We start from the raw sequence: 21159 nt of genomic DNA, 5'->3' as shown, positions 1-21159 counted from the left end.
GCGGCCCCGTCCACCTTGGCAGATCACCGGGGTGGCGACCGGGGGCGACACGTCAGCGGAGGGAGGGACCGGCACTCAATGCGCCGGGCGCACCGGCCGCGCCTCGTAGTGGTGCACCATGACCGTCTCGCCGGCGCCCCAGTCCTGCCGTTCGGTGGCGCGGCGGAGCCAGCCCCGCCGTTCGTAGAGGGCGATGGCCGCGGTGTCGGTGGCCTTCACCTCCAGTACGGGCCGCAGTCCGCGGGCCGCGGCCTCCTCCTCGACGGCGTGCAGCAGCCGTCCGCCGAGGCCCGCGCCGCGTGCCGCGGGCGCGACATAGAGCCGGCTGACCTCGGCGCCGCACAGCGCGGCATGACCGGCGACCGCGCCGTCCGTCTCGGCGACCCAGGCGGCGGTCAGCCCGTCGGGGGTCAGCCAGCGCGCCGGCTCGTCGGGCCAGTGGTGCGGATAGCCGCTGTGGGTGTGCACCTCGGCCAGCACGGCCACACAGGCGTCGAGGTCGCGGTCATGGCGTCTCCTGATCATCCGGGCATGGAAGCACAGCGGCCGGAGCGGTATCCGCGGGGGACGCGCTCCGCGGCGCCGCGCGGGCCGCCGCGGCGGGATGCTGCCTGTTCCGGGCCGTCTGGGGTACAAGGTGGCGCATGCGATCGCTACTGACCCATCTCGACCGGCGGACCTTCGACCTGATTGCGGCGCGCGAATGGCCGGGCGCGCAGCGGGTGCTGCCCCGGCTGACCCGGAGCGCCAACCACGGGCTGCTGTGGTTCGGCCTCGCGGCCGGTGCGGCCGCCGTCGGGGGCCGGCCGATGCGTCGGGCCGCGCTGCGCGGAGTGGCCTCGCTGGCCGTGGCGTCGGCGACGGTGAACACCCTCGGCAAGCGCTCCGTACGGCGGCAGCGCCCGCTGCTGGACACGGTGCCGGTGATACGGCAGCTGCACCGCCAGCCGCTCACCTCGTCCTTCCCCTCCGGGCACGCGGCCTCCGCGGTGGCGTTCGCGACCGGTGTGGCCATGGAGAACAAGTGGTGGGGGCTGGCGCTGGCGCCGGTCGCCGCGTCAGTGGCGTTCTCCCGCGTCTATACGGGCGTGCACTATCCGGGTGATGTGCTGGCGGGCGCCGCGCTGGGGGCCGGTGCGGCGTTCGCGGTGCGCGGGTTCGCACCGACCCGCGCCCAGTTGGCGCCGCCCGCCCGGCCGCGCGCCGAGGCGCCCGCGCTGCCCGGCGGCCGCGGGCTGGTCGTGGTGGCGAACCAGGGGTCGGGGCAGCGTTCCGGCGCCCGCCCGGACCGGGCCGAGGAGGTGCACGGGGTGCTGCCGAAGGCCGAGGTGACGGTGTGCGGCGATCCGGACGGGCCGTCGCTGGACAAGGCCCTCGAAGACGCCGCCGAGCGGGCCAGGGAGCTGGGCGGCGCGCTGGGGGTGCTCGGCGGGGACGGCACCGTCAACGCCGCGGCGGCGGTCGCGGTACGGCACGGGCTGCCGCTCGCGGTGCTGCCCGGCGGCACCCTGAACCACTTCGCGTACGACCTGGGGATCGAGACGTACGCGTCGGCGGCACGGGCCGTGGAGACCGGTGAGGCCGTCGCGGTGGACGTGGCGCGCTTCCGGGCCGGGCCGCATCTGGAGGCACGGCAGTTCCTCAACACCTTCTCGATCGGCGCGTATCCGGAGCTGGTGCGCATCCGTGAGCACTGGGCGGGCCGGATCGGCGCCTGGCCCGCCGGGGTGCTGGCGGCCTGGGAGGTGCTGCGTACCGCCGAGCCGCTGACGCTGCGGATCAACGGCGAGCGGCGCGCCGTGTGGCTGCTCTTCGTCGGCAACAGCCAGTACCGGGGGCTGGGCTTCGCTCCGGTGCGGCGGCACGACCTGGCGGACGGGGTGCTCGATGTGCGGGTGGTGCACGGCGGCCGGCTGGCCCGCACCCGGCTGCTCCTCGCGGCCCTGACGGGCGCCCCGCGCAGCTCTCCGGTGCTCGGTGAGGCGCGGCTGTCCCGGCTGCGGATCAGCGACCTCCCGCAGGGCACCACCTTGGCCTTCGACGGTGAAGTCGCGCCCGCTCCGGGCGAGTTGACACTGGAGAAGCAGAACGAGGCGCTGACGGTCTACCGCCTTCTGCCCGAATGACGAGACGCCACTCTCATCATTCGGGATGGCCGCGTACGGTGTGAGCTCCACGCCGAGGCGCGGCCGCGGCGCGGTGCGGACGGCCGCCCGGCGGTGGCCGGGGGTGCCGCAGCGCGCCGCCCGGTCGCCCTCCGACGCACGCGAAGGAGCCGACCATGCCGCAGGAATCCGCCGTCTACACCCATGGCCACCACGAGTCCGTGCTGCGCTCCCACACCTGGCGCACCGCCGCCAACTCGGCCGGATACCTGCTCGACGCACTGCGCCCGGACATGCGGATTCTGGACATCGGCTGCGGCCCCGGCACCATCACCGCCGATCTGGCAGCGCTGGTGCCGGACGGGCAGGTCACCGGCCTGGAGCAGGCGCCGGACGTCCTGGAACAGGCCCGGGCGACGGCCGCCGCCCGCGGGGTGACCAACGTCCGCTTCGCGGTCGGCGACGTCCACGCACTGGACCACCCCGATGACACCTTCTGCGTGGTGCACGCCCATCAGGTCCTCCAGCACGTGGGCGACCCCGTCCAGGCGCTGCGCGAGATGCGCCGGGTCACCAGGCCCGGCGGGATCGTGGCCGTCCGCGACTCGGACTACGCCGCGATGACCTGGTATCCGGAGACCGACGGGATGGCCGACTGGCTGCGGCTGTACCGGCGGGTGGCGCGCGCCAACGGGGGCGAGCCGGACGCCGGGCGCCGGCTGCACGCCTGGGCCCGGCAGGCCGGTTTCGCCCCCGGCGCGATCACCGCCACGGCCGGCACCTGGCTCTACCGCACACCCGAGGAGCGCTCCTGGTGGAGCGAGCTGTGGGCGGACCGCACGGTCCACTCCGCGTACGCGCGGACCGCGGTGGACGGCGGGCACGCCACGGCGGAGCAGCTGGACCGGATCGCGCGGGCCTGGCGGGCCTGGGGCGCCGAGGAGGACGGCTGGTTCGGCATCCTGCACGGCGAGATCCTCTGCCGCGTCTGACCGCGCGCATCGAGGCCCGCCCGGCCCGGCCTCCACGGGGCCGCCCCCGGCACGTCGCTCCGACGGCCCAGCCACACCCCCTCCCCGGCAGATAAATCCTATTAATCCCGATATGGATGGGGCGTGACCCCACAACGACGCCTCACCGCGATAGCCGCGCTGACCCTCCTGGCGGTGGGCTGCGGCACCCAGCAGCCCACCGGCCCCGCCCGCTCCGCGCGGTCCGCCCCGCCGGGCGGCGCGCGGGCCCTGGCCGCCTCGTCCTTCACCCTCCTGGCGACCGGCGACGTCCTGCCGCACAACGAGATCATCCGGCGGTCCGGCGATGACGCGCACGGCCGCGGCCATGACTTCCGTGCCATGTTCGCCGGGGTGAAACCGGTGGTCTCCGGCGCCGACCTGGCGATCTGCCATATGGAGACGATCTACGGCCGGGACGGCGGACCGTTCACCGGCTACCCCAGCTTCAAGTCCCCGCCCGAGGTCGCCGCGGCCCTCAAGGACGCGGGCTACGACTCCTGCTCCACCGCCTCCAACCACACCCTCGACGACGGCGCCGACGGGGTGCACCGCACCCTCGGCGCCATGGACGCGGTCGGCCTGCGCCATGCCGGCTCCGCCCGCTCCGCCACCGAGGCCTCCCGGGTCACGCTGCTGCGGGCCGGCCGCGCGAAGGTCGCCCAGCTCTCGTACACCTACGGCACCAACGGCATCCCGCTGCCCGTCAAGGCCCCCTGGGCGGTCAACCTGATCGACTCGAAGAAGATCCTCGCGGACGCCCGCGCGGCCCGCCGGGCGGGCGCGGACGTGGTGGTCGTCAGCATCCACTGGGGCACGGAGTGGCAGCAGCAGCCGGACGAGCAACAGCGCACCCTGGCCCGCGCGCTGACCGCCGCCCGCACCGGGGGACGGCCCGACGTCGACCTGATCCTCGGCACCCACGCACATGTCCCGCAGGCGTACGAGAAGGTCAACGGCACCTGGGTCGTCTACGGGATGGGCGACCAGCTCGCGGGCCATATGTTCAACCACAGCGACCAGCCGGACGGCCGCGGAAACCAGAGCTCCATGGCCCGCTTCACCTTCGCCGGCCCGGCCGCTCCCGGCGGCCGCTGGACGGTCCGCAAGGCGGAGTTCCTGCCCCAACTCACCGATGTCAACGACGGGTTCCGGGTCGTGAACCTCAACGCGGCGCTGGCCGGACAGCCCGGTCGCGGCGACTACGCACGGGCCCGGGACAGCATCCGGGACATCGTGCTGTCCCGGGGCGCGGCGGACAGCGGTCTGATGATGGCCAAGTGATCGCGTCCGGGCCGGTCCCCCAACTAGGGTGGCCCGTATGGACATTCTGGGGACCTCCTTGCGGGTGTGCGTCGGTGATCTCGATTCCGCGATCGGCGTCTACGAACGGCTGACCGGTGCCGAGGCGATCCGCTTCCAGCGCGGCGGGGTGGCGGTCGCCGCGGTCGGGTGCTTCTTCCTGATGAGCGGCCCCGAGGCGGAGTTGTCGGTACTGCGGAAGATCACGGCGACCCTCGCCGTCAAGGACGTGGACGAGGCGGTGGCCGATCTCAAGGCGGTCGGCGCGGACATCATCGCCGGCCCGCTGCCCACCCCGATCGGCCGCAACCTGGTGGCCCGCCATCCGGACGGTTCGATCTTCGAGTACGTCGACCGGCAGCAGGGCCCGGAGGCCTGAGACCTCCGCAGAGGGTCGGCGCGGGACTGCGGCCCCCGGGCGGACGGGCCTCGGGCGGGCGGGCCCCGGGCGGGCGGGCCCCGGAGCGTCTCCCGGAGCCGGTCAGCCCACGGTCACCGTGTAGGTGCGGTAGTCGGGTCGGCTGCGGGCCGGGGCGCCCGTGGGCCCGTCGGAGGGGGCCGGGGACGCGGTGGCCGAGCCGCCCTCGGTGACACACGCGCTCACGGGGCAGTGGATCAGCCGGATCGTGGTGCTCCCCGGGCCGACGGCACGGAAGCCGAAGAGCTGGGAGCCGCCGGACGCTCCGTCCGCGTCGCTGTCCGGGTACTCGTGGTCCTCGCGGGTCGCCCGCACCACGTCCCCGTCGGGCCGCGGCGATGCCACGTACCAGCGCTCTCCGAGGGAGGCGTTGGACGGCACGGAGAGGGTGAACTCCTCGCCCGGTTCGGCCTCGACGGCGGTCTCGTCGGGGTCGTAGGTGGCGGGACCGGTGAGACCGCAGCCGGTGAGCGCGGTGAGCACCAGGGGCGTGAGGAGCGCCAGGGACAGCGGCCGGGCGGGGACGCGGGGCGTGGGTGCGGGTCTCCACGGTGCCGCGGGGGCCTCCGACGCGGACGGTGCGGGCATGGCTGGCGATCTCTTCTCTCGTGCGGTCTGCCGGGAGCGCCATCCTGCCCTGCCCACAGCCGACTTGACGCGCCGCCCCCCGGCGGAGGCCCGTGCGGCACGCCTGCCGCGAGGCGCGGAAGCGGGTCTCAGGACACGTCCAGCACGATCTTTCCGCGGGTGCGGCCCGTCATGCTCTGCCGGAGCGCCTCGGCCGCCTCGGGCAGGGGGAAGGACGAGGCGACCGGCACCGTCAGCTTGCCGGCGTCCGCGAGCGCGCCGAGTGTGGTCAGGTCCGCGGTGTCCGGCCGGACCCACACCATGTGGCCGCCCTTCGCCGTCACCTCGCCGTCGGCGATGGAGGCCACCCGGCCGCGGTCCCCGAGGAGTTCCTGCGAGACGCCCACGACGCCGCCGCCGACGAAGTCCACTGCCGCGTCGACGCCTTCGGGCGCCAGCTCCCGCACCCGGCCCGCGAGACCGTCACCGTAGGTGACCGGCTCCGCGCCCAGGGACCGCAGGAACGCGTGATTGTGCTCGCCGGCCGTGCCGATGACCCGTGCGCCCCGCGCGACCGCGACCTGGACGGCGAGCGAGCCGACACCGCCCGCGGCGGCGTGCACCAGCACGGTCTCGCCCTTCGTCACCCCGACCCGGTCCAGCGCCTGACAGGCGGTCAGCCCGGCGAGCGGCAGTCCGGCGGCCTGCTGCCAGCTGAGCGACACCGGCTTGCGGGCCAGGGTCCGGACCGGCGCGGCGACCAGTTCGGCGTAGGTGCCGTGCGCCACCTCGTCCTTGCGGACATAGCCGATGACCTCGTCACCGATCGCGTACTCGGTGGCGTCCGCGCCGACCGCCTCGACCACGCCCGCCACGTCCCACCCGGGGACGAACGGGAAGTGCGCGTCCATCATGGGGTCCAGATAGCCCGCGAGGATCTTCCAGTCCACCGGATTGACCCCGGCCGCCTTGACCCGGACCAGGAAGGAGTCGGGGCCCACCTTCGGATCGGGGTGGTCGGTGTAGTCGAGAACCTCGGGGCCGCCGTAGCTGTTCGCGATGATTGCCTTCATGATCCGCTACAACGCGTGACGGTACGGGTTCATTCCACGGTCGCGGGGACGGTCACCGCAATGGCGTACGAGCGGGCGGGACGGGCTCGCCCCGGGCCCCTCAGCCCGGCTGGGTCCCCAGGGCGCGCAGCAGGAACGGGAGGAGTTCGCTGATCGCCGCCTCTCCGGAGGTGGGGCCGTCGGCGGTGCCCCGGTACGTCACGTCGGGGGTCAGGAAGAGGCGGCTGACCATGGAGCCGACGACGAGATCGGCCAGTACATGGGCGTTCTCCAGCGGCGGGATGTCGCCGCGGGCGACCGCGCGGCGCACCACGTCGGCGGCCCGGTCGCGGACCGGCTGGACGATCGCGGTGTCCAGGACCCGGGCCAGCGCCTCGTTGTGCGCGGCCTCGCCGATCAGGATGTGCAGCAGCCGTCCGCCGGGGCCCTCCAGCGTCGCCGCCTTGTCCCGGAGCAGGACGGCGAGGTCGCCCCGGAGGCTGCCGGTGTCGGGCTGCGGGCCGAGGTCGCTCGCCCAGCTGACGGCGGTGCCGACGACCAGGTCTTCCTTGGAGCGCCAGCGGCGGTAGAGGGTCGCGGTGGACACCCCGGCGCGCTTGGCGACGGCCGCGGTGGTCAGGCCGCCGTAGCCGCTCTCCTGGAGGACCTGGAGGGTGGCCGCGAGCAGCGCCCGGTCGCGTTCGGCGTCCCGCGGCCGGCCACGGGACGGCTGCCGCCCGGGGGTCGCGGTCTGGTTGCTCTCGGTGTGTTCGGCCACACCGGGAGTCTACCGGCCACGCATTGCGAAACGAAATATTTTCGTTTCGTGTAGCCTCGGCGGCATGGCTTCTCCCACCCTCACCCCCGACCTGGATGCCGCCGCCGTCGTCGACCGGCTCCGCCGCACGTTCACCACCCGCCGCACCGCCTCGCCGGAGTGGCGGCGCGGCCAGCTGACGGCCCTGCGCACCCTGCTCACCGAGCACCGCGACGAGCTCCTCGCCGCCCTCGCCGACGACCTCGGCAAGGGCCCCCAGGAGGCGTACCGCACCGAGATCGGCTTCACCCTCCACGAGATCGACCACACCCTGGACCGGCTCGACGGCTGGCTGGCGCCCCGCCCGGCGGAGCTGCCCGAGCGGCTGCTCCCGGCGACCGCGCACACCGTCCGGGAACCGCTCGGCGTCGTCCTGGTGATCGCGCCCTGGAACTACCCGCTGCAACTGGCGCTCGCCCCGCTCGTCGGGGCGCTGGCCGCGGGCAACTGCGCCGTCGTGAAGCCCAGCGAACTCGCCCCCGCCACCTCGGCCGCCCTCGCCCGGCTGCTGCCGCGCCACCTGGACGGCGACGCGGTGGCCGTCGTCGAGGGCGCCGTCCCGGAGACCACCGCCCTGCTGGCCCAGCGCTTCGACCACATCTTCTACACGGGCAACGGCACCGTCGGCCGGATCGTGATGTCCGCCGCCGCGGCCCATCTCACCCCGGTCACCCTGGAGTTGGGCGGCAAGAGCCCGGTCGTCCTCGACCCGGGCACGGATCTGGCCGCGGCCGCCCGGCGGCTGGTGACCGGCAAGTTCCTCAACGCCGGCCAGACCTGTGTGGCACCCGACTACGTCCTGGCGATCGGTGACACCGCGCGGGAGATCGAGCCGCACCTCGCCGCGGCGGTGCGCGAGGCCTACGGAGCCGACCCGGCCACCGCGGAGGAGTACGGACGGATCGTCAACGTACGGCACTTCGACCGGCTGACCGCCCTGCTGGACAGCGGACGCACGGTCCTCGGCGGCACACACGACCGCGCCGCGCGCTATCTGGCGCCCACCGTCCTCGCCGACGTCGCCCCGGACGCACCCGTGATGCAGGAGGAGGTATTCGGGCCGATCCTGCCCCTCGTCCCGGTGCCCGACCTGGACGCGGCGATCGCCTTCATCAACGAACGGGACAAGCCGCTGGCCCTCTACGCGTTCACCGCGTCCGAGGACACCAAGCGCCGGCTGCTGGCCGAGACCTCCTCCGGTGCGCTCACCTTCGGGCTGCCGGTCGCCCATCTCACCGCGCCCGGCCTGCCGTTCGGCGGGGTCGGCGAGAGCGGCATGGGGCGCTACCACGGCGAGTACTCGCTGGACACCTTCAGCCACACCAAGGCGGTGCTCGACAAGCCGCTGGCCTGACGGCGGACGGCACCGGGCGCGGCTACTCCGGCCGCATCCGGTAGGCGTAGCGCTCCGGGAGCGGGTGGGCGGAGCGGGCCGCCGCACGGACCTCCTCGGTGACCGGACCGCCGCCCGCGACCAGCTGCTCGGCGATCGCGTACCAGGTGTCCCCGAGCACCTCGTCGCCCTCCCGCAGAGCGGCGATCTCGAAGCCGGTCTCGAAGATCTCCCGGGCCTCGGCGGGCCGCCCCTGGGCGAGCAGCACCTGTGCGGTCAGCAACGGGAAGCGGCCATCGGCCGGTTCGGCCGGCCGCAGGTCCGCCAGCAGCCGCGCGGCCTCCTCGGTACGGCCGGCCGCGAGCAGCGCGGGCACCGCCTCCCGGGCGAGGGCCGGCAGCACCACCCGCCAGGCCCGCGCGGCGGGGTCCGGTGCCGAGGCGGCCCGCGCCGCCTCGGCACAGGCCTGCCCGAACCGGTCGGCGGCGCGGGCCGGCTCGCCCGCCGCGGCCTCGGCGACGGCCAGGCAGTACAGCGGCAGACAGCCCGCGCCGTGCCCGACGGCCCGCTCCCAGCTGCGGACGGCCTGCGCGCGGTCGCCGGCCCGCCACTGGGCGAGCCCCAGGTGGTAGTCGGTGGACGGGCTGGGCGGTGCGGACTCCAGCAGCTCGCGCCAGGCGGGCGCGGTCAGCACCGGACCGGGTACCGGGCCGCCGGCCGGCAGGTCCCCGGTCCTCAGCAGCGTCAGCCACGGCTCCTGCTCCGCGCCCAGTGTGGCCGGGCCGAAGGGCGTGCCGGGCAGGTCGAGTCCCGTACGGACCGCCTCCAGTGCGCCCCAGCCGGACCCGGCCGCCAGCGCCTCCTTCGGTTCCTGGTCGGCGTACGGCAGCCAGGCGGCGTGGGCGGCCTCGACGTCCGCCCGGGGAAGGGCGGCCTGGAGCCGGTCCGCGACCTCCGTACGGGCCGCGCCCCAGTCCGCGCCGTGCACCGCCGCCGGGTCGGCCTCCAGCGGTCCGTACGCCTCCAGCCAGCTGAGCGCGCCGCCGGCCTCCAGCGGCAGGTGTTCCAGCTGGGTACGGGCCGGCCCGGCCTGGATCTCGGCGTAGCCGCCGGTGCCCGGCTCGGTGAGCCATCGCTGCCAGCGCCGCCCGGCCGCTCCCGCGCCCCACAGGAAGAGCTTGCGGCCGCGCAGGGTGTCGGTGGAGGTCTGCACCAGACCGCGGCCGTCCGCGTCGAGGGAGGCGATCCAGCGGCGGGCGCCGTCGGGCACGTCGTAGAAGTAGTCGGCGGGGTGGGTGCTGCGCAGTGGGTAACTGCGATCGGCGCCGTCCGCGTCGGGGACCGGGACCCGGCGCAGGGTCCGTGCGTAGCCGAAGTGCCAGGCCGCTTCGGCGGGGGCCAGGACGCGGGTGCGCTCCCCTTCGGGGACGGCGGTGTTGGACCACCAGTAGACCGGCACGGTGTGGTGGTGCGGATTGCGGATGCGCACGCCGACGTGGAGGAAGTCGGAGCCCTCGGGCAGCCACAGGTCCACCTGGAAGGGCAGGTCGCGCAGCCGCTCCCACTCCCACAGCCGCAGCATCTCCCCGCCGTCCGGCGCCGGTACGCGGGCGGCGTGCACGGGGGCGCAGGAGAGGGTGCCGTGCCCGGTGGCGCCGATGTTCCACTCGATGCCGCCGGAGAACCAGGCGCCATTCAGGGCGAAGGCGGCGGGTTGGAACACCGGGTTGCGGTAGAGCAGTTCACGGCCGCTGGGCTTGTGGAGCAGGGAGTACACGCGGCCGCCGAGGCCGGGCAGGACGGTGGCGCGCAGCCGGTCGTTCTCGACGACCAGCGCGTCCAGGTCGGTGCTGCGGCGGGCCCGGCCGTAGCCGTCGCGCAGCGGGGCGGGCAGGACCGAGTGCAGCGGTTCCCAGCCGAGCTGCCGCGCCATGTCGGCGGGCAGCCCGGAGTCCCGGGGGACCGCGACGCGATGCGGGTCGGGGCCGGTGCACAGCGCGGGGAGCGGGTTGTCCGGGCCGAGGGAGGCGGCGGGAAGGGTCAGGGTGGTGCGTCGCACACTCGTGGCCACGGCTGCCTCGCAATGCTGGACCGGGCCACCCCGGCTGCGGCGGCCTCCTGTTGACCATGGAACCGCGTGTCCGCCGCCCTGCACAGGCCCTGGTGGTGCCGGGCGAGGTCAGGGTTGCGCAAAGACCCCCTCAAGGAGGGCGGTGAGCAGCGCCGCACCGGTCCCCTCCGGGTCGCGGTCCGGGTCGTAGATGGTGACGTCGATGCCGGCGCAGCGCGGTGAGGCGGCCAACGGGCCCAGCAGCGCCCGCAGTTCCCCGGTGAGCAGACCGCCGGGGTCGGGGCTGTCGACGGCCGGCATCACGGACGGGTCGAGCACGTCAGCGTCGAGATGAATCCAGAAGCCGTCGAGGTGCGCGCGCTGGAAGTGGGTGAGGACGTCGCGGGCCACCACCTCCGGGCCGCGCCGCCGGATCTCACCGACCGGGGCGTGGCTGATCCCGAGCCCGGTCAGCTCCGCCTGGTCCTCGTCGGCGTCGCGGATGCCGAGGACGCACACATCCTCCTCGCGGACGTACGGCCGCAGCCCGTCGAGGTCCGTGAGATCCGCCTGGCCCCGGCCGGTGATCTGCGCCAGGCCCTCCCCGGCCGCGGCCCCGACCGGCCCGGAGACCGCTTCGTTGTCCGGGTGCCGGAAGTCGCCGTGCCCGTCGAGGTAGGCGACGCCGTAGCGCCCCAGCCGCCGCAGCGCGAGCACCGCGCCGAGCAGGATCGAGCAGTCCCCGCCCAGCACCACCGGGAAGTCACCGCTGCCCACATGCCCCTCGACACGGTTCGCGAGCCGGACCGTGTAGCCAGCGAGAGCGGCGGCGTTGAAGTCGCCGTCCCCCTCCTTCCAGTCCCCCAGGTCGTAGCGCGGCGGCACCACCACACCGCCCTCCAGCGCACCGAGCCGGCGCAGCAGTCCCTGCTCACGCAGGGCACCCGCGAGCTTGTAGCACCCGGGCACGGTCCCGGGCGCGGGCGGCCGCAGTCCCAGATTGGAGGGGGCATCGATCAGTACGGTACGGCGCATGCCTTGATCGTCACACAGCGGCGGCGGCTATGGGGAGGGCTGGAGAGATCCGGCGAAAGAGCCCTGTTCTTCGGCTCATTGACCCGCGCGGAACGGAATGCGGGGCTCCATGGCGGCCCAGCGCCCCGCCTCGCCGTCCTGTTCCCACTGCCGGTGGGGTGCTACTCGGTTCGGATGACCTTGGCATGGTCGGTGACGACGCGCCTGAACACGTCGTGGCCAGTGCGTCCGGTGTGGCGGAGCGCCCAGTCCTGTGCGCCCTCTTGCGCGTCGTGGGGGCCGGATTCGGCGCCGCATCCGGCGGTGACGCAGAACGTCTCGTAGGTGATGCCGACTTCGGGGGCGTGGCGGATGGTGTGGGTGATGTGCCGGTAGACGGCTCGGAGGCTCACTGGTGCCCCTCGGGGTGGCGTCGCAGGTAGACGTTGCAGTCGGTGACGGTGGTCATATCGCCGACCATGCGGGCCCGGTTACGTACGTTGACCAGCTCGGCGCAGCCCGCGCAGCCTTCGGCGGGTGCCGGCTCCGGGCCCAGCCGCAAGGGGAGTTCGACCGGATGGGTCGAGTGCCTGGTCGGCTCCGTCATTACGCATCGCCACCTTCGAACGTCACATGACCAACCCCTTGACAGGTCGGTGCTCTAGTTCAGTATTCGAGCGGCCGAAGCACTTCCGCTACGGTTCACAGTGCACTAGTGTGCTGCCGCTGATGACACGTCAACTCACTGGAGGGGCAGGCCATATGCCCAGTCCCAAGACGTTCACGAAGATCGCGGATCACTTCCGCGAGCGCATCCTGTCGGGGGAGCTCGAGCCGGGCGCCAGGCTGCCGACGAACCGGGAGATCGCCGGGCAGTGGCAGGCCGCGGCCGCCACGGTGTCCCGCGCCTTGCAGGCCCTTCAGGTGGAGAACTTCATCCGCACCACCCCCCGGGGCACCTATGTCGCCGATGATCCGCGTTGGACTCTGTCGGCGCGGGACCGGCTGGCCCGGGTCCAGCGGGTGAAGTCGTTTCTGGCGGAGGGTGAAACGAGCCGGGTGACGGCGGCCGAACTGATCGTCCCGCCGCTGTACGTGGCGGAGATCTTCGACCTGGAGCCCGGGGATCAGGTGGTGCGGCGTGAGTGGCTGGGCGGCCGGGGCAAGACGCGGACGGTGTTCGCGGTGACCTGGTATCCGGCCCCCTTCGCCGCCCTCGTGCCGGACCTGCTGAACACTGCCCCAGGGCGCAACCACGGGCTGTCGGCCCGGGTTCTGGAGGCGACCGCGCGCACGATCACGCACGCCCGTGACGACATGCACGCCCGTCCCGCCGATGCCCGCGAGGCGAGCGCCCTCGGCCTGCCGGTCGGCTCTCCCATCCTGGCCGGTGCTCACCGCTGGTCGGATGCGGAGGGGGTCATCGAGTACGGGGAGTGGTGCCTGCCGCCCCGGTTCACGATCGGCTACGAGTATCAGCCCTGATCCGTCCCGTGCGAAGCGTCCCCGGATGACCGCCCGCGGCCTTCGGGGACCCGGCGTACGACACGCACTGCGCGCCCTCAGCTACCGCCGTGTCATCGCCTCGGACTCGGCTCGTTGAAGCGCAGCCGGTTCCCGAACGGGTCGGTCAGTGTGAGTGAGGTGCCGATCTCGTCCTGCTCCAGGCCGGGGCGCAGATACGGGTAGTCCTTCCCGGCCAGCTCGGCGTGCAGCGCGCGCACCCCGCTCAGCTCGGTGTAGACCGTGGAGCCGGGCGTCGCGTCGCCGTGGTGCTCCGACAGGTGGAGCACGAGGTCGCCGCGCGACACCTGGGTGTAGAGCGGCATACCGGGCTCGAAGCGGTGCTCCCAGTCGACCGTGCAGCCGAGGTAGCCGACGTAGAACTCATGGGCCTTGGCCACGTCGAAGATCCGGAAGACCGGGACGGTGCGGTGGAAGTCGATGCTCATGACGGACATTGCATCACTTCGGCGGTCCGCCGGCCATCTCCGCGGTGATCGCCCAGCGTTCGTGGTCGCGCCAGGCGCCGTCGAGGAAGAGGAAGTCCGGGGAGAAGCCCTCCAGCCGGAAGCCGGCCCGCCGGACCAGGGCGAGCGACTGCTCGTTGGCCGGCTGGATGTTGGCCTCCAGCCGGTGCAGGCCCAGCGCCGTGAAGGCGTGGTGCAGCACGAGCCGCAGGCCCTCGCTCATCAGGCCGCGGCCGACGGCGTGCGCGAAGGCGCCGTAGCCGATCGCACCGCAGCGGAACGCGCCGTGCACGATGTTGTTGATCGTGAGGTAGCCGGCGATCCGCCCGTCGGCCGCCTCACAGATCAGGAAGCCCTCGCGCTGCGGCTCCTGGAGCCGCAGCAGATAGCCGTCGTACGCGGCGTCCGTGACGGGCGGGAAGAGCCAGGGGCGGTGCAGCTCCGCGCTCTCCCGTGCCCGCGCGGTGAACTCGTCCCGGTCGGCGGCGGTGAAGTGCCGGATGCCCACCCGCGGGCCGCGCGCGAGGTAGCGGTCGTTGCTCGTCACCGGAAGATCGTACGCAGACCACCGGCGGGACGCCGCCGGCGCGCTACCGCCACACCGGAGCGTCCGCGCCGCACCGGCCGGGCGGGGTCGCCCAGGTGGCCGGTGCGCCGGTGAAGGAGACGGGCGGCAGGGCGTGGCGGAGCCGGCCGGCGGGGCTGTCGGTCTCCCGGAGGTGGTCGGCGGGGTCGTACGGGGCGCCGTCGGGGGCCGGTGACCCGGCCGGCCGCGACCGCTCTCCGGACGGCGTGGGCGACACCCTGACCCCGCCGCGAACGGAGCGCAGCGGTCCGAACACGCCCTGTCTGCACCGAAGTTGGCCGATCTGCGCGTAGACATGCCCGGCATCCCCGGCATGAGGTGAGATCGGCGCGGTGAGCACGGCGCGCCGCAGCAGGGCCATCTCAGACACGAGCCACTCGCGCCACGCGAGCCTCGTACGGGAGGAACTCCATGACCGAAGCTGTCCCCTACTTTCAGGACCGCACCTGTCCCTATCACCCGCCCGCCGGCTACCAGCCGCTGCGCGAGGCCGGGCCGCTGTCCCAGGTCACGTTCTACGACGGGCGCAGGGTCTGGGCGGTCACCGGCCACACCGAGGCCCGGGCGCTGCTCACCGACCAGCGGCTCTCCGCCGACCGGCAGAACCCGGCCTTCCCGATACCGGTCGAGCGCTTCGCGCCGATCCGCCGGGTGCGGACCCCGTTGATCGGGGTCGACGACCCGGAGCACAACACCCAGCGCCGGATGCTGATCCCGAGCTTCAGCGTCAAGCGGGTCGCCGCACTGCGCCCCGAGATCCAGCGGGTCGTCGACGGGCTGCTCGACCGGATGCTGGCCCAGGGCCCGCCCGCCGAGCTGGTCTCCGCGTTCGCCCTGCCGGTCCCCTCCATGGTCATCTGCTCCCTGCTCGGTGTCCCGTACGGCGACCACGAGTTCTTCGAGGAGGAGTCCCGCCGCATCCTGAGCGGCCGGACGGCCGAGGAGGCGGAGGACGCCCGGCTGAAGCTGGAGGAGTACCTCACCGGGCTGATCGCCGCCAAGGAGCAACGGCCGGGCGACGGGCTGCTGGACGAGCTGATCGAGGACCGGCTGCGGGCCGGCTCGCTCACCCGCGAGGAGCTGGTCCGGCTCGCCATGATCCTGCTGGTGGCCGGTCACGAGACCACCGCCAACATGATCTCGCTCGGCACCTTCACCCTGCTGCAGCACCCCGAACAGCTGGCGCAGCTCAGGGCCGAGGAGGGGCTGATGCCGGCCGCCGTCGAGGAGTTGCTGCGGTTCCTGTCCATCGCGGACGGGCTGCTGCGGGTGGCCACCGAGGACATCGAGGTCGGCGGGCAGGTCATCCGCGCCGATGACGGGGTGCTGTTCCCCACCTCGCTGATCAACCGGGACGACGCCGCCTATCCGTCACCGGACGAGCTGGACCTCGACCGTTCGGCCCACCATCACGTGGCGTTCGGCTTCGGGATTCACCAGTGCCTGGGGCAGAACCTCGCCCGCGCGGAGATGGAGATCGCGCTGCGCTCGCTGTTCACCAGGATTCCGGACCTGCGGCTCGCGGTGCCGGCCGAGGGGATTCCGTTCAAGGGCGGAGACACCCTGCAAGGAATGATCGAACTGCCGCTGGCCTGGTAGCGGCCGGGCCGGCAGACCGACGAAAGGGGTCCGGAATGCGGATCGCGATCGACACCGACCGCTGTATCGGTGCGGGGCAGTGTGCCCTCACCGCGCCGGGGGTCTTCACCCAGGACGACGACGGCTTCAGTGCCCTGCTGCCCGGCCGTGAGGACGGCGCGGGTGACCCGCTGGTGCGGGAGGCCGCGAGGGCCTGCCCCGTGCAGGCCCTCGCGGTCACGGACGACTGAGCCGCCTCCTCGCGGACGACCCGGCCGACGCACCCGGCACCTGACACCCGGGGCGCGCCCGCGCCGCTCCGCCCTTCCCCCCCGTCCCTACGGCTTCCACCCCATCCGCTACCGCAACACCCCTTGCGTGACGGGCAGTTCGAGGACGCCGGTGTCCTCGGGCGTGCTGCTGACCGTCACCGGCTTCACGCCGCGATTGCCCACATAGGCGTCGTCGCTCGCGGCGATCACGAAGCGCAGCCGGTGCCCCGGCGCGTAACGGTGCACGATGCCCGGCAGTTCCACGGTGAAGTGCCGGGTCACATCGGGCACCCGGGCCGGGGCCACCAGCCGGTGCACCAGCGTCTTCCGGCCGTCCGGCGCGATGTCGTAGAGCTTGGCGAACAGCACCAGCCGGTCGGCCGCGTCCGCGGAGCGCTGTGCCCGCTCGGCCTGCGGCGAGGCGACCTTCAGGGTCACCTTCGGCGCGCCCACCACGTCCACCGGTCCGCCCGCCACCGGCTTCGAGGTCCAGTCGAGGTGGGTGCCCCTGGCGTCGTACGGCGCCACGTCCGGCAGGCCCAGCATCCCGGAGAGCGAACTCTCCGAATGGCTGGTGGGCATCCGCAGGTTGCGGTACTCCCGGCTGCCGCGGGTCACCGCGCCGCGACGGGTGACGAGCGTGCCGTCCCCCGAGAGGTAGAGCCGCCGGGTGGTGCCCGCCGGGAAGGCGGGCGAGGTGGCGTAGGCGGACCCGTCGGTCACCCAGTCCCGGTGGTAGGCGAAGGCCGGGCCGGTTCCGGTCGCCGTCCGGTGCCGCAGGTGGTGGTCGAACCACGCCAGGACGCGCTGCCCGACGTAGCTGGTGTCCAGATTGCCCTGTGCCAGGTTGAGTTCGCCCTTCGCCGGCTTCCGCATCCCGCCGCTGTGGCCCCAGGACTGCCAGATCATCCTGACCGGGGTGCCCTGCGCGGCGAGGGTCCGGTAGGTGGCGGCGGCCTCGTTGAGGTTGAACAGGCTGTCGTTCTGGCCCTGTACGAGCAGTGTCGGCGCCCTGACCGCGGACAGGTACGAGACCGGGGAGACGCTGCGCGTGTAGCGGAGCACGGCCTCGGTGCGCTCCGCCGGGTACTTCCCGGAGTCCAGCAGCCGCTTGGTCTCGCAGGCCCGCGCGACGAAGTGCAGACAGCCGGAGCCGCCGGTCCGCGAGGGGTCGAGCTGTGGATGCAGCAGCCCCTGTGCCTCGCCGATCAGGAAGAACCCGTTCGTCCACTGCCACTTGTAGGCGCCGGGCAGCGGGCCGGTGACGCCGTGGGTGCGGCCCGCGTTGTTCGGGTCGAGGGAGTAGGAGAGGTCGTTCCAGGTGATGAGCGGGACCAGCGCGTCGACCCGGTGGTCGACGGCGGCGGTGGCCAGCTGGATGGCGCCGCCGTAGGAGCCGCCGATCATCCCGACCCGTGGGTCGCGGGCGCCGTCCTTGGTGACGTAGTCGACCCGGGTCCCGTCGTCGGCCGTACGGGTACCGGCCAGCAGGTCGACCAGTCCGCTCGCGGCCCGCGCGTCGACCCCGGGGTCGTCGAGGGAGATCGGGCAGCCGGTCTTGCCGAAGCCGAGTCCGGAGTAGGCCAGCGTCACATAGCCGCGGGCGGCGAGGGCCTTGGCGAGGCCGTCGGTGGAGCCGTCCTTCTTGCTGCCGCCGAACCCGTTGGTGGTCAGCACGGCCGGCGCCGGGTGCGCGGCGTCCACCGCGGCCGGGCGGTAGACGTCCGCGTCCAGGGTGCAACTGCGGTCCCCGGCCGGGACGGTGACCTTCAGCGCGGTGACGGTGTACGGGTCGGCCGCGGCGACCGCGGGGGCGGTCAGGGCGAGCGGCGCGACGAGGGCGGAGCAGGCCAGCAGGGCGAGGGACCCGCGGAGCACGGGGCGCGACACGGCTCGGGACACGCTGGGCACGAGGACCTCCACACAGGTCGTACCAACCAGTCGGTAGCGGCGCGCTCATGCTGCGGCACGGGTGACGGCGAGTCAACGCTCCGTAGCCGCGTCGGGGTTAGGACGTGCGTTCAGGGGCGTCCACGGGCGGAGGCGGAGGCGCCCACGGGCGGGGAGGGGCCGCGGACGCCCCGTACGGCAGGGGGACCTGCCCTCAGGCCTGGCGGGGGCTCACACCGTCGCCGGTGCCTCGAAGGTCAGTGTGCCGGCCGTCGCGTCCAGCTCGGCGGGGACGCCCAGCGGCACGGTCAGCGCGGACTCACCGTGCCCGAAGCCGAACTCCTCGGCCACCGGTACCCCGAGCCCGGCCAGCCGGTCCGCCAGCACCTCCCGCACCCGCTCGTAGGGACCGCAGCGGGCCCAGGAGCCGAGGACGATCCCGGCGACGCCGTCCAGCCACCCCGCGCGCAGGAGTTGGGTCAGCGCCCGGTCGATGCGGTACGGCGGTTCCCCGACGTCCTCCAGCAGGAGCAGCCCGCCCGCCGCACCCTGCCTGGCCCACGGGGTGCCCAGCTCGGCGGCGAGCAGGGCCAGACAGCCGCCGAGGGTGACCCCGCGGGCCCGGCCCGGCACCAGCGGCCGGGCGGACGGCGAGGCCAGGGTGCGTACGGTCTCCGGCGCGAACAGCGTGCGCCGCAGATGGTCCCGGGTGGCGTCGTCCTTGAGGAAGACCTCCCCCGCGGCGGCCGGGCCGTGCAGGGTGGACGCCCCGGCCCGGACCGCGAACGCCTCGTGCAGCACCGTCACATCGCTGAAGCCGACCAGCGGTTTGGGGGCCGCGGCGCGGAGCGCGTCCCAGTCCAGCAGGTCGACCATCCGCTGGGCGCCGTAGCCACCGCGTGCCGCGAACACCGCCCTGACGGACGGGTCGCACCACGCCTCCTGGAGATCGCGGGCCCGCTCCTCGTCGGTGGCGGCGAGATGGCCCAGCGTGTGGTGGGTGCCGCGGGCATGGGGCGCGACGACCGGGTCGAGGTCCCAGCCGCGGAGCACGTCGAGCCCCCGGTCCAGCCGCTCCGCCACGAGCGGGCCGCTGGGCGCCACCACCGCCACCCGGTCACCGGGCCGCAGCCGCGGGGGCCTGACCAGCCCGGCCCCCGTCATCCGCGCAGCTCCAGCGCCGGGACATCGCCGCGGGAGATGCCGAAGGTCTGGACGTAGAGGGCGAGTTCGGCCTCCACGGCGCGCACGATGGTCTCCGCGCGGCGGAAGCCGTGTCCCTCACCGGGGAACGCGAGATAGGCGTGCGGTACGGCGCGCCCGGCGACCTCGGCGAGGAACCGTTCGCACTGCGCGGGCGGGCAGATCACATCGTCCAGGCCCTGGAGCAGCAGGAACGGTGCGGTGATCCGGTCCGCGCGGTGCAGCGGCGAGCGCTCGCGACAGCGGTCGGGCACCTCGGCGAGCGGGCCCACCAGCGACTCCAGATACCGCGACTCGAAGTCATGGGTCTCGTCGGTGGCCCAGCCGGTCAGGTCCAGGATCGGGTAGCTGATGGTGCCGCAGGCGTAGAGGTCGGTGGTGGTCAGGGAGGCGGCGGCGGTCCAGCCGCCGGCGCTGCCGCCGCGGATCGCCAGCCGCGCGCGGTCGGCAGTGCCCTCGTCGGCCAGGGTGCGGGCGACGGCGGCGCAGTCCTCGACGTCCACCACGCCCCACTCGCCGCGCAGCCGCTCGCGGTAGGTACGGCCGTAGCCGGTCGAGCCGCCGTAGTTGACCTCGGCGACGCCGATGCCGCGGGTGGTGAAGTAGGCGATCTCCAGGTCGAGCACCAGCGGGGCCCGGCCGGTGGGGCCGCCGTGCGCCCACACCACGAAGGGCGGCAGCTCACCTTCGGGGGCGCGGTGGTCGGGGTTGTGCGGCGGATAGAGGTGGGCGTGGATGGCGCGCCCGTCGGGGCCGGTGAAGGTCCGCTCGACCGGCCGGGGGTAGTAGGCCGGGTCCAGGACGTCGGTGTGCCGGCAGGCGAGCACCCGGGCGCGTCCGGTGCAGGTGTCCAGTTCGACGATCTCGTACGAGCTGTGGGCACCGGCGGCGATGCCGATGACGCGGCTGCCGTGCACGGCGAGGCTGGGCGCCCATTCGGTCCAGGGGCCCGCCGCGTCGACCAGTTCGCGGCTCACCGTGTCGAGGATGCCCAGGCGGGTGGCACCGCGGCCGTGGATCACCGCGAGGGTGCCGTTGTCCAGGGGCAGGAACCAGCGCTGGCCGACGGTCCACAGCGGTCCGCCGAACTCCTCCTGCCGGCCCGGGCACAGCGCCCGGCTCGCCACCACGCCGTCGCCCTGGGCATCGGGGTCGATGCGCTGCAGCTCCCACCAGCCGCTGACGTCGGAGACGAAGAGCAGGGAGCCGTCGGCCGCCCACTCGACCTGGGCGACGGACTCCCCGGCCGCGCCGCCGTGCGGCCCTTCGGGACCGAGGTCACCGACGAGCGGCCGGATGTCAGCGAACTCGCCTTCCCCGGTGACCCGGGCCACCATCGCCAGCGTGCCCTCCCAGGGCATCCGGGGGTGGTCCCAGGCGAGCCAGGCGGCCCGCCGGCCGTCCGGGGAGAGCCGCGGGCCGGTCACGAAGCGGTGCCGGTCGTCGGTCAACTCCCTTATGGACGAGCGGTCTTCGGCGGCGGAGCCGTCGAGCGGCACGGCCGCGATCACCCGGCGCACATCGGTCGGCCGGTCGCCGGTGAACTCCTCCAGGACGCACCACACCTCACCGCGCTCCGGGCACAGCACCGGGTCGGCCCAGCGCAGCCCGTCGCCGACGGCGGAGTGCGGGGTGAGCGGGCGCGGCGCCTCGTCGCTGTCCGGTGCGTAGGCGTACAGCCGCTGGTCGGCGAAGTCGCTGAAGACGACCAGCGGTCCACGGTCGGTGACCGTACCGGCCCAGGGCTGGCCGCCGTACTCCAGCACCCGGCTGCGGACGTTCCAGGGCGCGGGCAGTACCGACTCCTCGGTGCCGTCCGGCCGGAGGCGCACCAGCGCGCGCCGGCCGCCCTCGGCGGGCCGCGGCTCGGTCCACCACACCTCGTCGCCGACGAAGCCGACGAAGGCGGGCCGGCCGTCGTGCGCGGCGACCGTCCGGGCCGCTATCGGGGATGTCCAGCCACCGTACGGAGCCGTGGTCACCATGCTGTCG

The 21159-nt window shown here is 74.0% G+C and carries 22 protein-coding genes; 8 read left to right on the top strand and 14 right to left on the bottom strand.

Features of this window, described 5'->3' with window-relative positions; translation table 11 throughout:
- Nucleotides 1–75 precede the first annotated feature (75 nt).
- On the bottom strand, nucleotides 76–525 hold the full coding sequence (locus ACWC9R_RS08005) for a GNAT family N-acetyltransferase (protein ID WP_450729523.1): 450 nt from the start codon (nucleotides 523–525) through the stop codon (nucleotides 76–78).
- A 119-nt stretch (nucleotides 526–644) separates the two neighbouring features.
- On the opposite strand from ACWC9R_RS08005, the gene ACWC9R_RS08000 reads away from it, so the two are divergent.
- The 4 genes from ACWC9R_RS08000 (at nucleotide 645) to ACWC9R_RS07985 (ending at nucleotide 4796) form a co-directional block, all read left to right on the top strand.
- The gene (locus tag ACWC9R_RS08000) at nucleotides 645–2126 is read left to right on the top strand and encodes a phosphatase PAP2 family protein (RefSeq protein ID WP_450729522.1); all 1482 of its coding nucleotides are present in this window, start codon (nucleotides 645–647) and stop codon (nucleotides 2124–2126) included.
- Between the two features lie 155 nt (nucleotides 2127–2281).
- Nucleotides 2282–3097 carry a class I SAM-dependent methyltransferase gene (locus ACWC9R_RS07995; protein WP_450729521.1) on the top strand — a complete coding sequence of 272 codons (816 nt, stop codon included), beginning with the start codon at nucleotides 2282–2284 and terminating at the stop codon, nucleotides 3095–3097.
- A gap of 123 nt (nucleotides 3098–3220) precedes the next feature.
- Nucleotides 3221–4399, top strand: coding sequence for a CapA family protein (locus ACWC9R_RS07990; protein WP_450729520.1), 1179 nt, complete (start codon nucleotides 3221–3223; stop codon nucleotides 4397–4399).
- A 37-nt stretch (nucleotides 4400–4436) separates the two neighbouring features.
- The gene (locus ACWC9R_RS07985) at nucleotides 4437–4796 is read left to right on the top strand and encodes a VOC family protein (RefSeq protein WP_450729519.1); all 360 of its coding nucleotides are present in this window, start codon (nucleotides 4437–4439) and stop codon (nucleotides 4794–4796) included.
- A gap of 102 nt (nucleotides 4797–4898) precedes the next feature.
- Here the strand turns inward: ACWC9R_RS07985 and ACWC9R_RS07980 are convergent, their stop codons facing one another.
- The 3 genes from ACWC9R_RS07980 to ACWC9R_RS07970 all read right to left on the bottom strand — a co-directional run bounded on the left by ACWC9R_RS07980 (nucleotide 4899) and on the right by ACWC9R_RS07970 (nucleotide 7232).
- Nucleotides 4899–5423: a protease inhibitor I42 family protein gene (locus tag ACWC9R_RS07980; protein ID WP_450729518.1), complete on the bottom strand. Its 525-nt coding sequence runs from the start codon at nucleotides 5421–5423 to the stop codon at nucleotides 4899–4901.
- Between the two features lie 128 nt (nucleotides 5424–5551).
- The gene (locus ACWC9R_RS07975; RefSeq protein WP_450729517.1) at nucleotides 5552–6475 is read right to left on the bottom strand and encodes an NADP-dependent oxidoreductase; all 924 of its coding nucleotides are present in this window, start codon (nucleotides 6473–6475) and stop codon (nucleotides 5552–5554) included.
- 100 nt (nucleotides 6476–6575) lie between these two features.
- Nucleotides 6576–7232, bottom strand: a complete 657-nt coding sequence (locus tag ACWC9R_RS07970; protein ID WP_450729516.1) for a TetR/AcrR family transcriptional regulator — start codon at nucleotides 7230–7232, stop codon at nucleotides 6576–6578.
- Between the two features lie 64 nt (nucleotides 7233–7296).
- On the opposite strand from ACWC9R_RS07970, the gene ACWC9R_RS07965 reads away from it, so the two are divergent.
- Nucleotides 7297–8625, top strand: coding sequence for an aldehyde dehydrogenase family protein (locus ACWC9R_RS07965; protein ID WP_450729515.1), 1329 nt, complete (start codon nucleotides 7297–7299; stop codon nucleotides 8623–8625).
- 22 nt (nucleotides 8626–8647) lie between these two features.
- On the opposite strand, the gene ACWC9R_RS07960 is transcribed toward ACWC9R_RS07965, so the two are convergent.
- From ACWC9R_RS07960 to ACWC9R_RS07945, 4 genes are all read right to left on the bottom strand, one after another.
- Nucleotides 8648–10675 (bottom strand): DUF5107 domain-containing protein, encoded by a 2028-nt coding sequence (locus tag ACWC9R_RS07960; RefSeq protein ID WP_450729514.1) that lies wholly within the window; start codon nucleotides 10673–10675, stop codon nucleotides 8648–8650.
- A gap of 108 nt (nucleotides 10676–10783) precedes the next feature.
- Complete coding sequence (locus ACWC9R_RS07955) at nucleotides 10784–11689, bottom strand: arginase family protein (RefSeq protein WP_450729513.1); 906 nt, start codon at nucleotides 11687–11689, stop codon at nucleotides 10784–10786.
- Nucleotides 11690–11850: 161 nt separating this feature from the next.
- Entirely contained in the window at nucleotides 11851–12081 is a 231-nt protein-coding gene (locus tag ACWC9R_RS07950) for a DUF7848 domain-containing protein (protein ID WP_450729512.1), read from the bottom strand.
- On the bottom strand, nucleotides 12078–12275 hold the full coding sequence (locus ACWC9R_RS07945; RefSeq protein ID WP_450729511.1) for a hypothetical protein: 198 nt from the start codon (nucleotides 12273–12275) through the stop codon (nucleotides 12078–12080). The genes ACWC9R_RS07950 and ACWC9R_RS07945 overlap by 4 nt, the downstream gene beginning before the upstream one ends.
- Nucleotides 12276–12430: 155 nt before the next feature.
- Here ACWC9R_RS07945 and ACWC9R_RS07940 point away from each other — a divergent pair, with 155 nt between their 5' ends.
- On the top strand, nucleotides 12431–13153 hold the full coding sequence (locus ACWC9R_RS07940; protein ID WP_450729646.1) for a GntR family transcriptional regulator: 723 nt from the start codon (nucleotides 12431–12433) through the stop codon (nucleotides 13151–13153).
- 92 nt (nucleotides 13154–13245) lie between these two features.
- On the opposite strand, the gene ACWC9R_RS07935 is transcribed toward ACWC9R_RS07940, so the two are convergent.
- From ACWC9R_RS07935 to ACWC9R_RS07925, 3 genes are read right to left on the bottom strand one after another with little or no spacing between them, the layout of a single operon-like run.
- Nucleotides 13246–13620: a glyoxalase superfamily protein gene (locus ACWC9R_RS07935; RefSeq protein ID WP_393362881.1), complete on the bottom strand. Its 375-nt coding sequence runs from the start codon at nucleotides 13618–13620 to the stop codon at nucleotides 13246–13248.
- A 13-nt stretch (nucleotides 13621–13633) separates the two neighbouring features.
- Entirely contained in the window at nucleotides 13634–14185 is a 552-nt protein-coding gene (locus tag ACWC9R_RS07930) for a GNAT family N-acetyltransferase (RefSeq protein WP_450729510.1), read from the bottom strand.
- Nucleotides 14186–14228: 43 nt separating this feature from the next.
- Nucleotides 14229–14594: a hypothetical protein gene (locus ACWC9R_RS07925; RefSeq protein WP_450729509.1), complete on the bottom strand. Its 366-nt coding sequence runs from the start codon at nucleotides 14592–14594 to the stop codon at nucleotides 14229–14231.
- A gap of 41 nt (nucleotides 14595–14635) precedes the next feature.
- Between ACWC9R_RS07925 and ACWC9R_RS07920 the strand changes: the two genes are divergently transcribed.
- Nucleotides 14636–15823, top strand: coding sequence for a cytochrome P450 (locus ACWC9R_RS07920; protein ID WP_450729508.1), 1188 nt, complete (start codon nucleotides 14636–14638; stop codon nucleotides 15821–15823).
- A 35-nt stretch (nucleotides 15824–15858) separates the two neighbouring features.
- Nucleotides 15859–16053 carry a ferredoxin gene (locus tag ACWC9R_RS07915; RefSeq protein WP_450729507.1) on the top strand — a complete coding sequence of 65 codons (195 nt, stop codon included), beginning with the start codon at nucleotides 15859–15861 and terminating at the stop codon, nucleotides 16051–16053.
- 108 nt (nucleotides 16054–16161) lie between these two features.
- On the opposite strand, the gene ACWC9R_RS07910 is transcribed toward ACWC9R_RS07915, so the two are convergent.
- The 3 genes from ACWC9R_RS07910 to ACWC9R_RS07900 form a co-directional block, all read right to left on the bottom strand.
- On the bottom strand, nucleotides 16162–17976 hold the full coding sequence (locus ACWC9R_RS07910) for an alpha/beta fold hydrolase (protein WP_450729645.1): 1815 nt from the start codon (nucleotides 17974–17976) through the stop codon (nucleotides 16162–16164).
- Nucleotides 17977–18195: 219 nt separating this feature from the next.
- Entirely contained in the window at nucleotides 18196–19128 is a 933-nt protein-coding gene (locus tag ACWC9R_RS07905; RefSeq protein WP_450729506.1) for a S66 peptidase family protein, read from the bottom strand.
- Complete coding sequence (locus ACWC9R_RS07900; protein WP_450729505.1) at nucleotides 19125–21152, bottom strand: prolyl oligopeptidase family serine peptidase; 2028 nt, start codon at nucleotides 21150–21152, stop codon at nucleotides 19125–19127. Before ACWC9R_RS07900 ends, ACWC9R_RS07905 begins: the two co-directional genes overlap by 4 nt.
- Between the last annotated feature and the right edge of the window lie 7 nt (nucleotides 21153–21159).

Source organism: Streptomyces sp. NPDC001219 (assembly GCF_053597915.1).
This window is presented reverse-complemented; position numbering and strand designations above follow the sequence as displayed.

Excerpts from the sequence above, each read along its gene's own strand:
- ACWC9R_RS07955 (WP_450729513.1), bottom strand. The coding sequence starts at position 11,689 with ATGCGCCGTACCGTACTGATCGATGCCCCCTCCAATCTGGGACTGCGG.
- ACWC9R_RS07900 (WP_450729505.1), bottom strand. The coding sequence starts at position 21,152 with ATGGTGACCACGGCTCCGTACGGTGGCTGGACATCCCCGATAGCGGCC.
- ACWC9R_RS07980 (WP_450729518.1), bottom strand. The coding sequence starts at position 5,423 with ATGCCCGCACCGTCCGCGTCGGAGGCCCCCGCGGCACCGTGGAGACCC.
- ACWC9R_RS07965 (WP_450729515.1), top strand. The coding sequence starts at position 7,297 with ATGGCTTCTCCCACCCTCACCCCCGACCTGGATGCCGCCGCCGTCGTC.
- ACWC9R_RS07985 (WP_450729519.1), top strand. The coding sequence starts at position 4,437 with ATGGACATTCTGGGGACCTCCTTGCGGGTGTGCGTCGGTGATCTCGAT.
- ACWC9R_RS07905 (WP_450729506.1), bottom strand. The coding sequence starts at position 19,128 with ATGACGGGGGCCGGGCTGGTCAGGCCCCCGCGGCTGCGGCCCGGTGAC.
- ACWC9R_RS07935 (WP_393362881.1), bottom strand. The coding sequence starts at position 13,620 with ATGAGCATCGACTTCCACCGCACCGTCCCGGTCTTCCGGATCTTCGAC.
- ACWC9R_RS07995 (WP_450729521.1), top strand. The coding sequence starts at position 2,282 with ATGCCGCAGGAATCCGCCGTCTACACCCATGGCCACCACGAGTCCGTG.
- ACWC9R_RS08000 (WP_450729522.1), top strand. The coding sequence starts at position 645 with ATGCGATCGCTACTGACCCATCTCGACCGGCGGACCTTCGACCTGATT.
- ACWC9R_RS08005 (WP_450729523.1), bottom strand. The coding sequence starts at position 525 with ATGATCAGGAGACGCCATGACCGCGACCTCGACGCCTGTGTGGCCGTG.
- ACWC9R_RS07945 (WP_450729511.1), bottom strand. The coding sequence starts at position 12,275 with ATGACGGAGCCGACCAGGCACTCGACCCATCCGGTCGAACTCCCCTTG.
- ACWC9R_RS07975 (WP_450729517.1), bottom strand. The coding sequence starts at position 6,475 with ATGAAGGCAATCATCGCGAACAGCTACGGCGGCCCCGAGGTTCTCGAC.
- ACWC9R_RS07920 (WP_450729508.1), top strand. The coding sequence starts at position 14,636 with ATGACCGAAGCTGTCCCCTACTTTCAGGACCGCACCTGTCCCTATCAC.
- ACWC9R_RS07940 (WP_450729646.1), top strand. The coding sequence starts at position 12,431 with ATGCCCAGTCCCAAGACGTTCACGAAGATCGCGGATCACTTCCGCGAG.
- ACWC9R_RS07915 (WP_450729507.1), top strand. The coding sequence starts at position 15,859 with ATGCGGATCGCGATCGACACCGACCGCTGTATCGGTGCGGGGCAGTGT.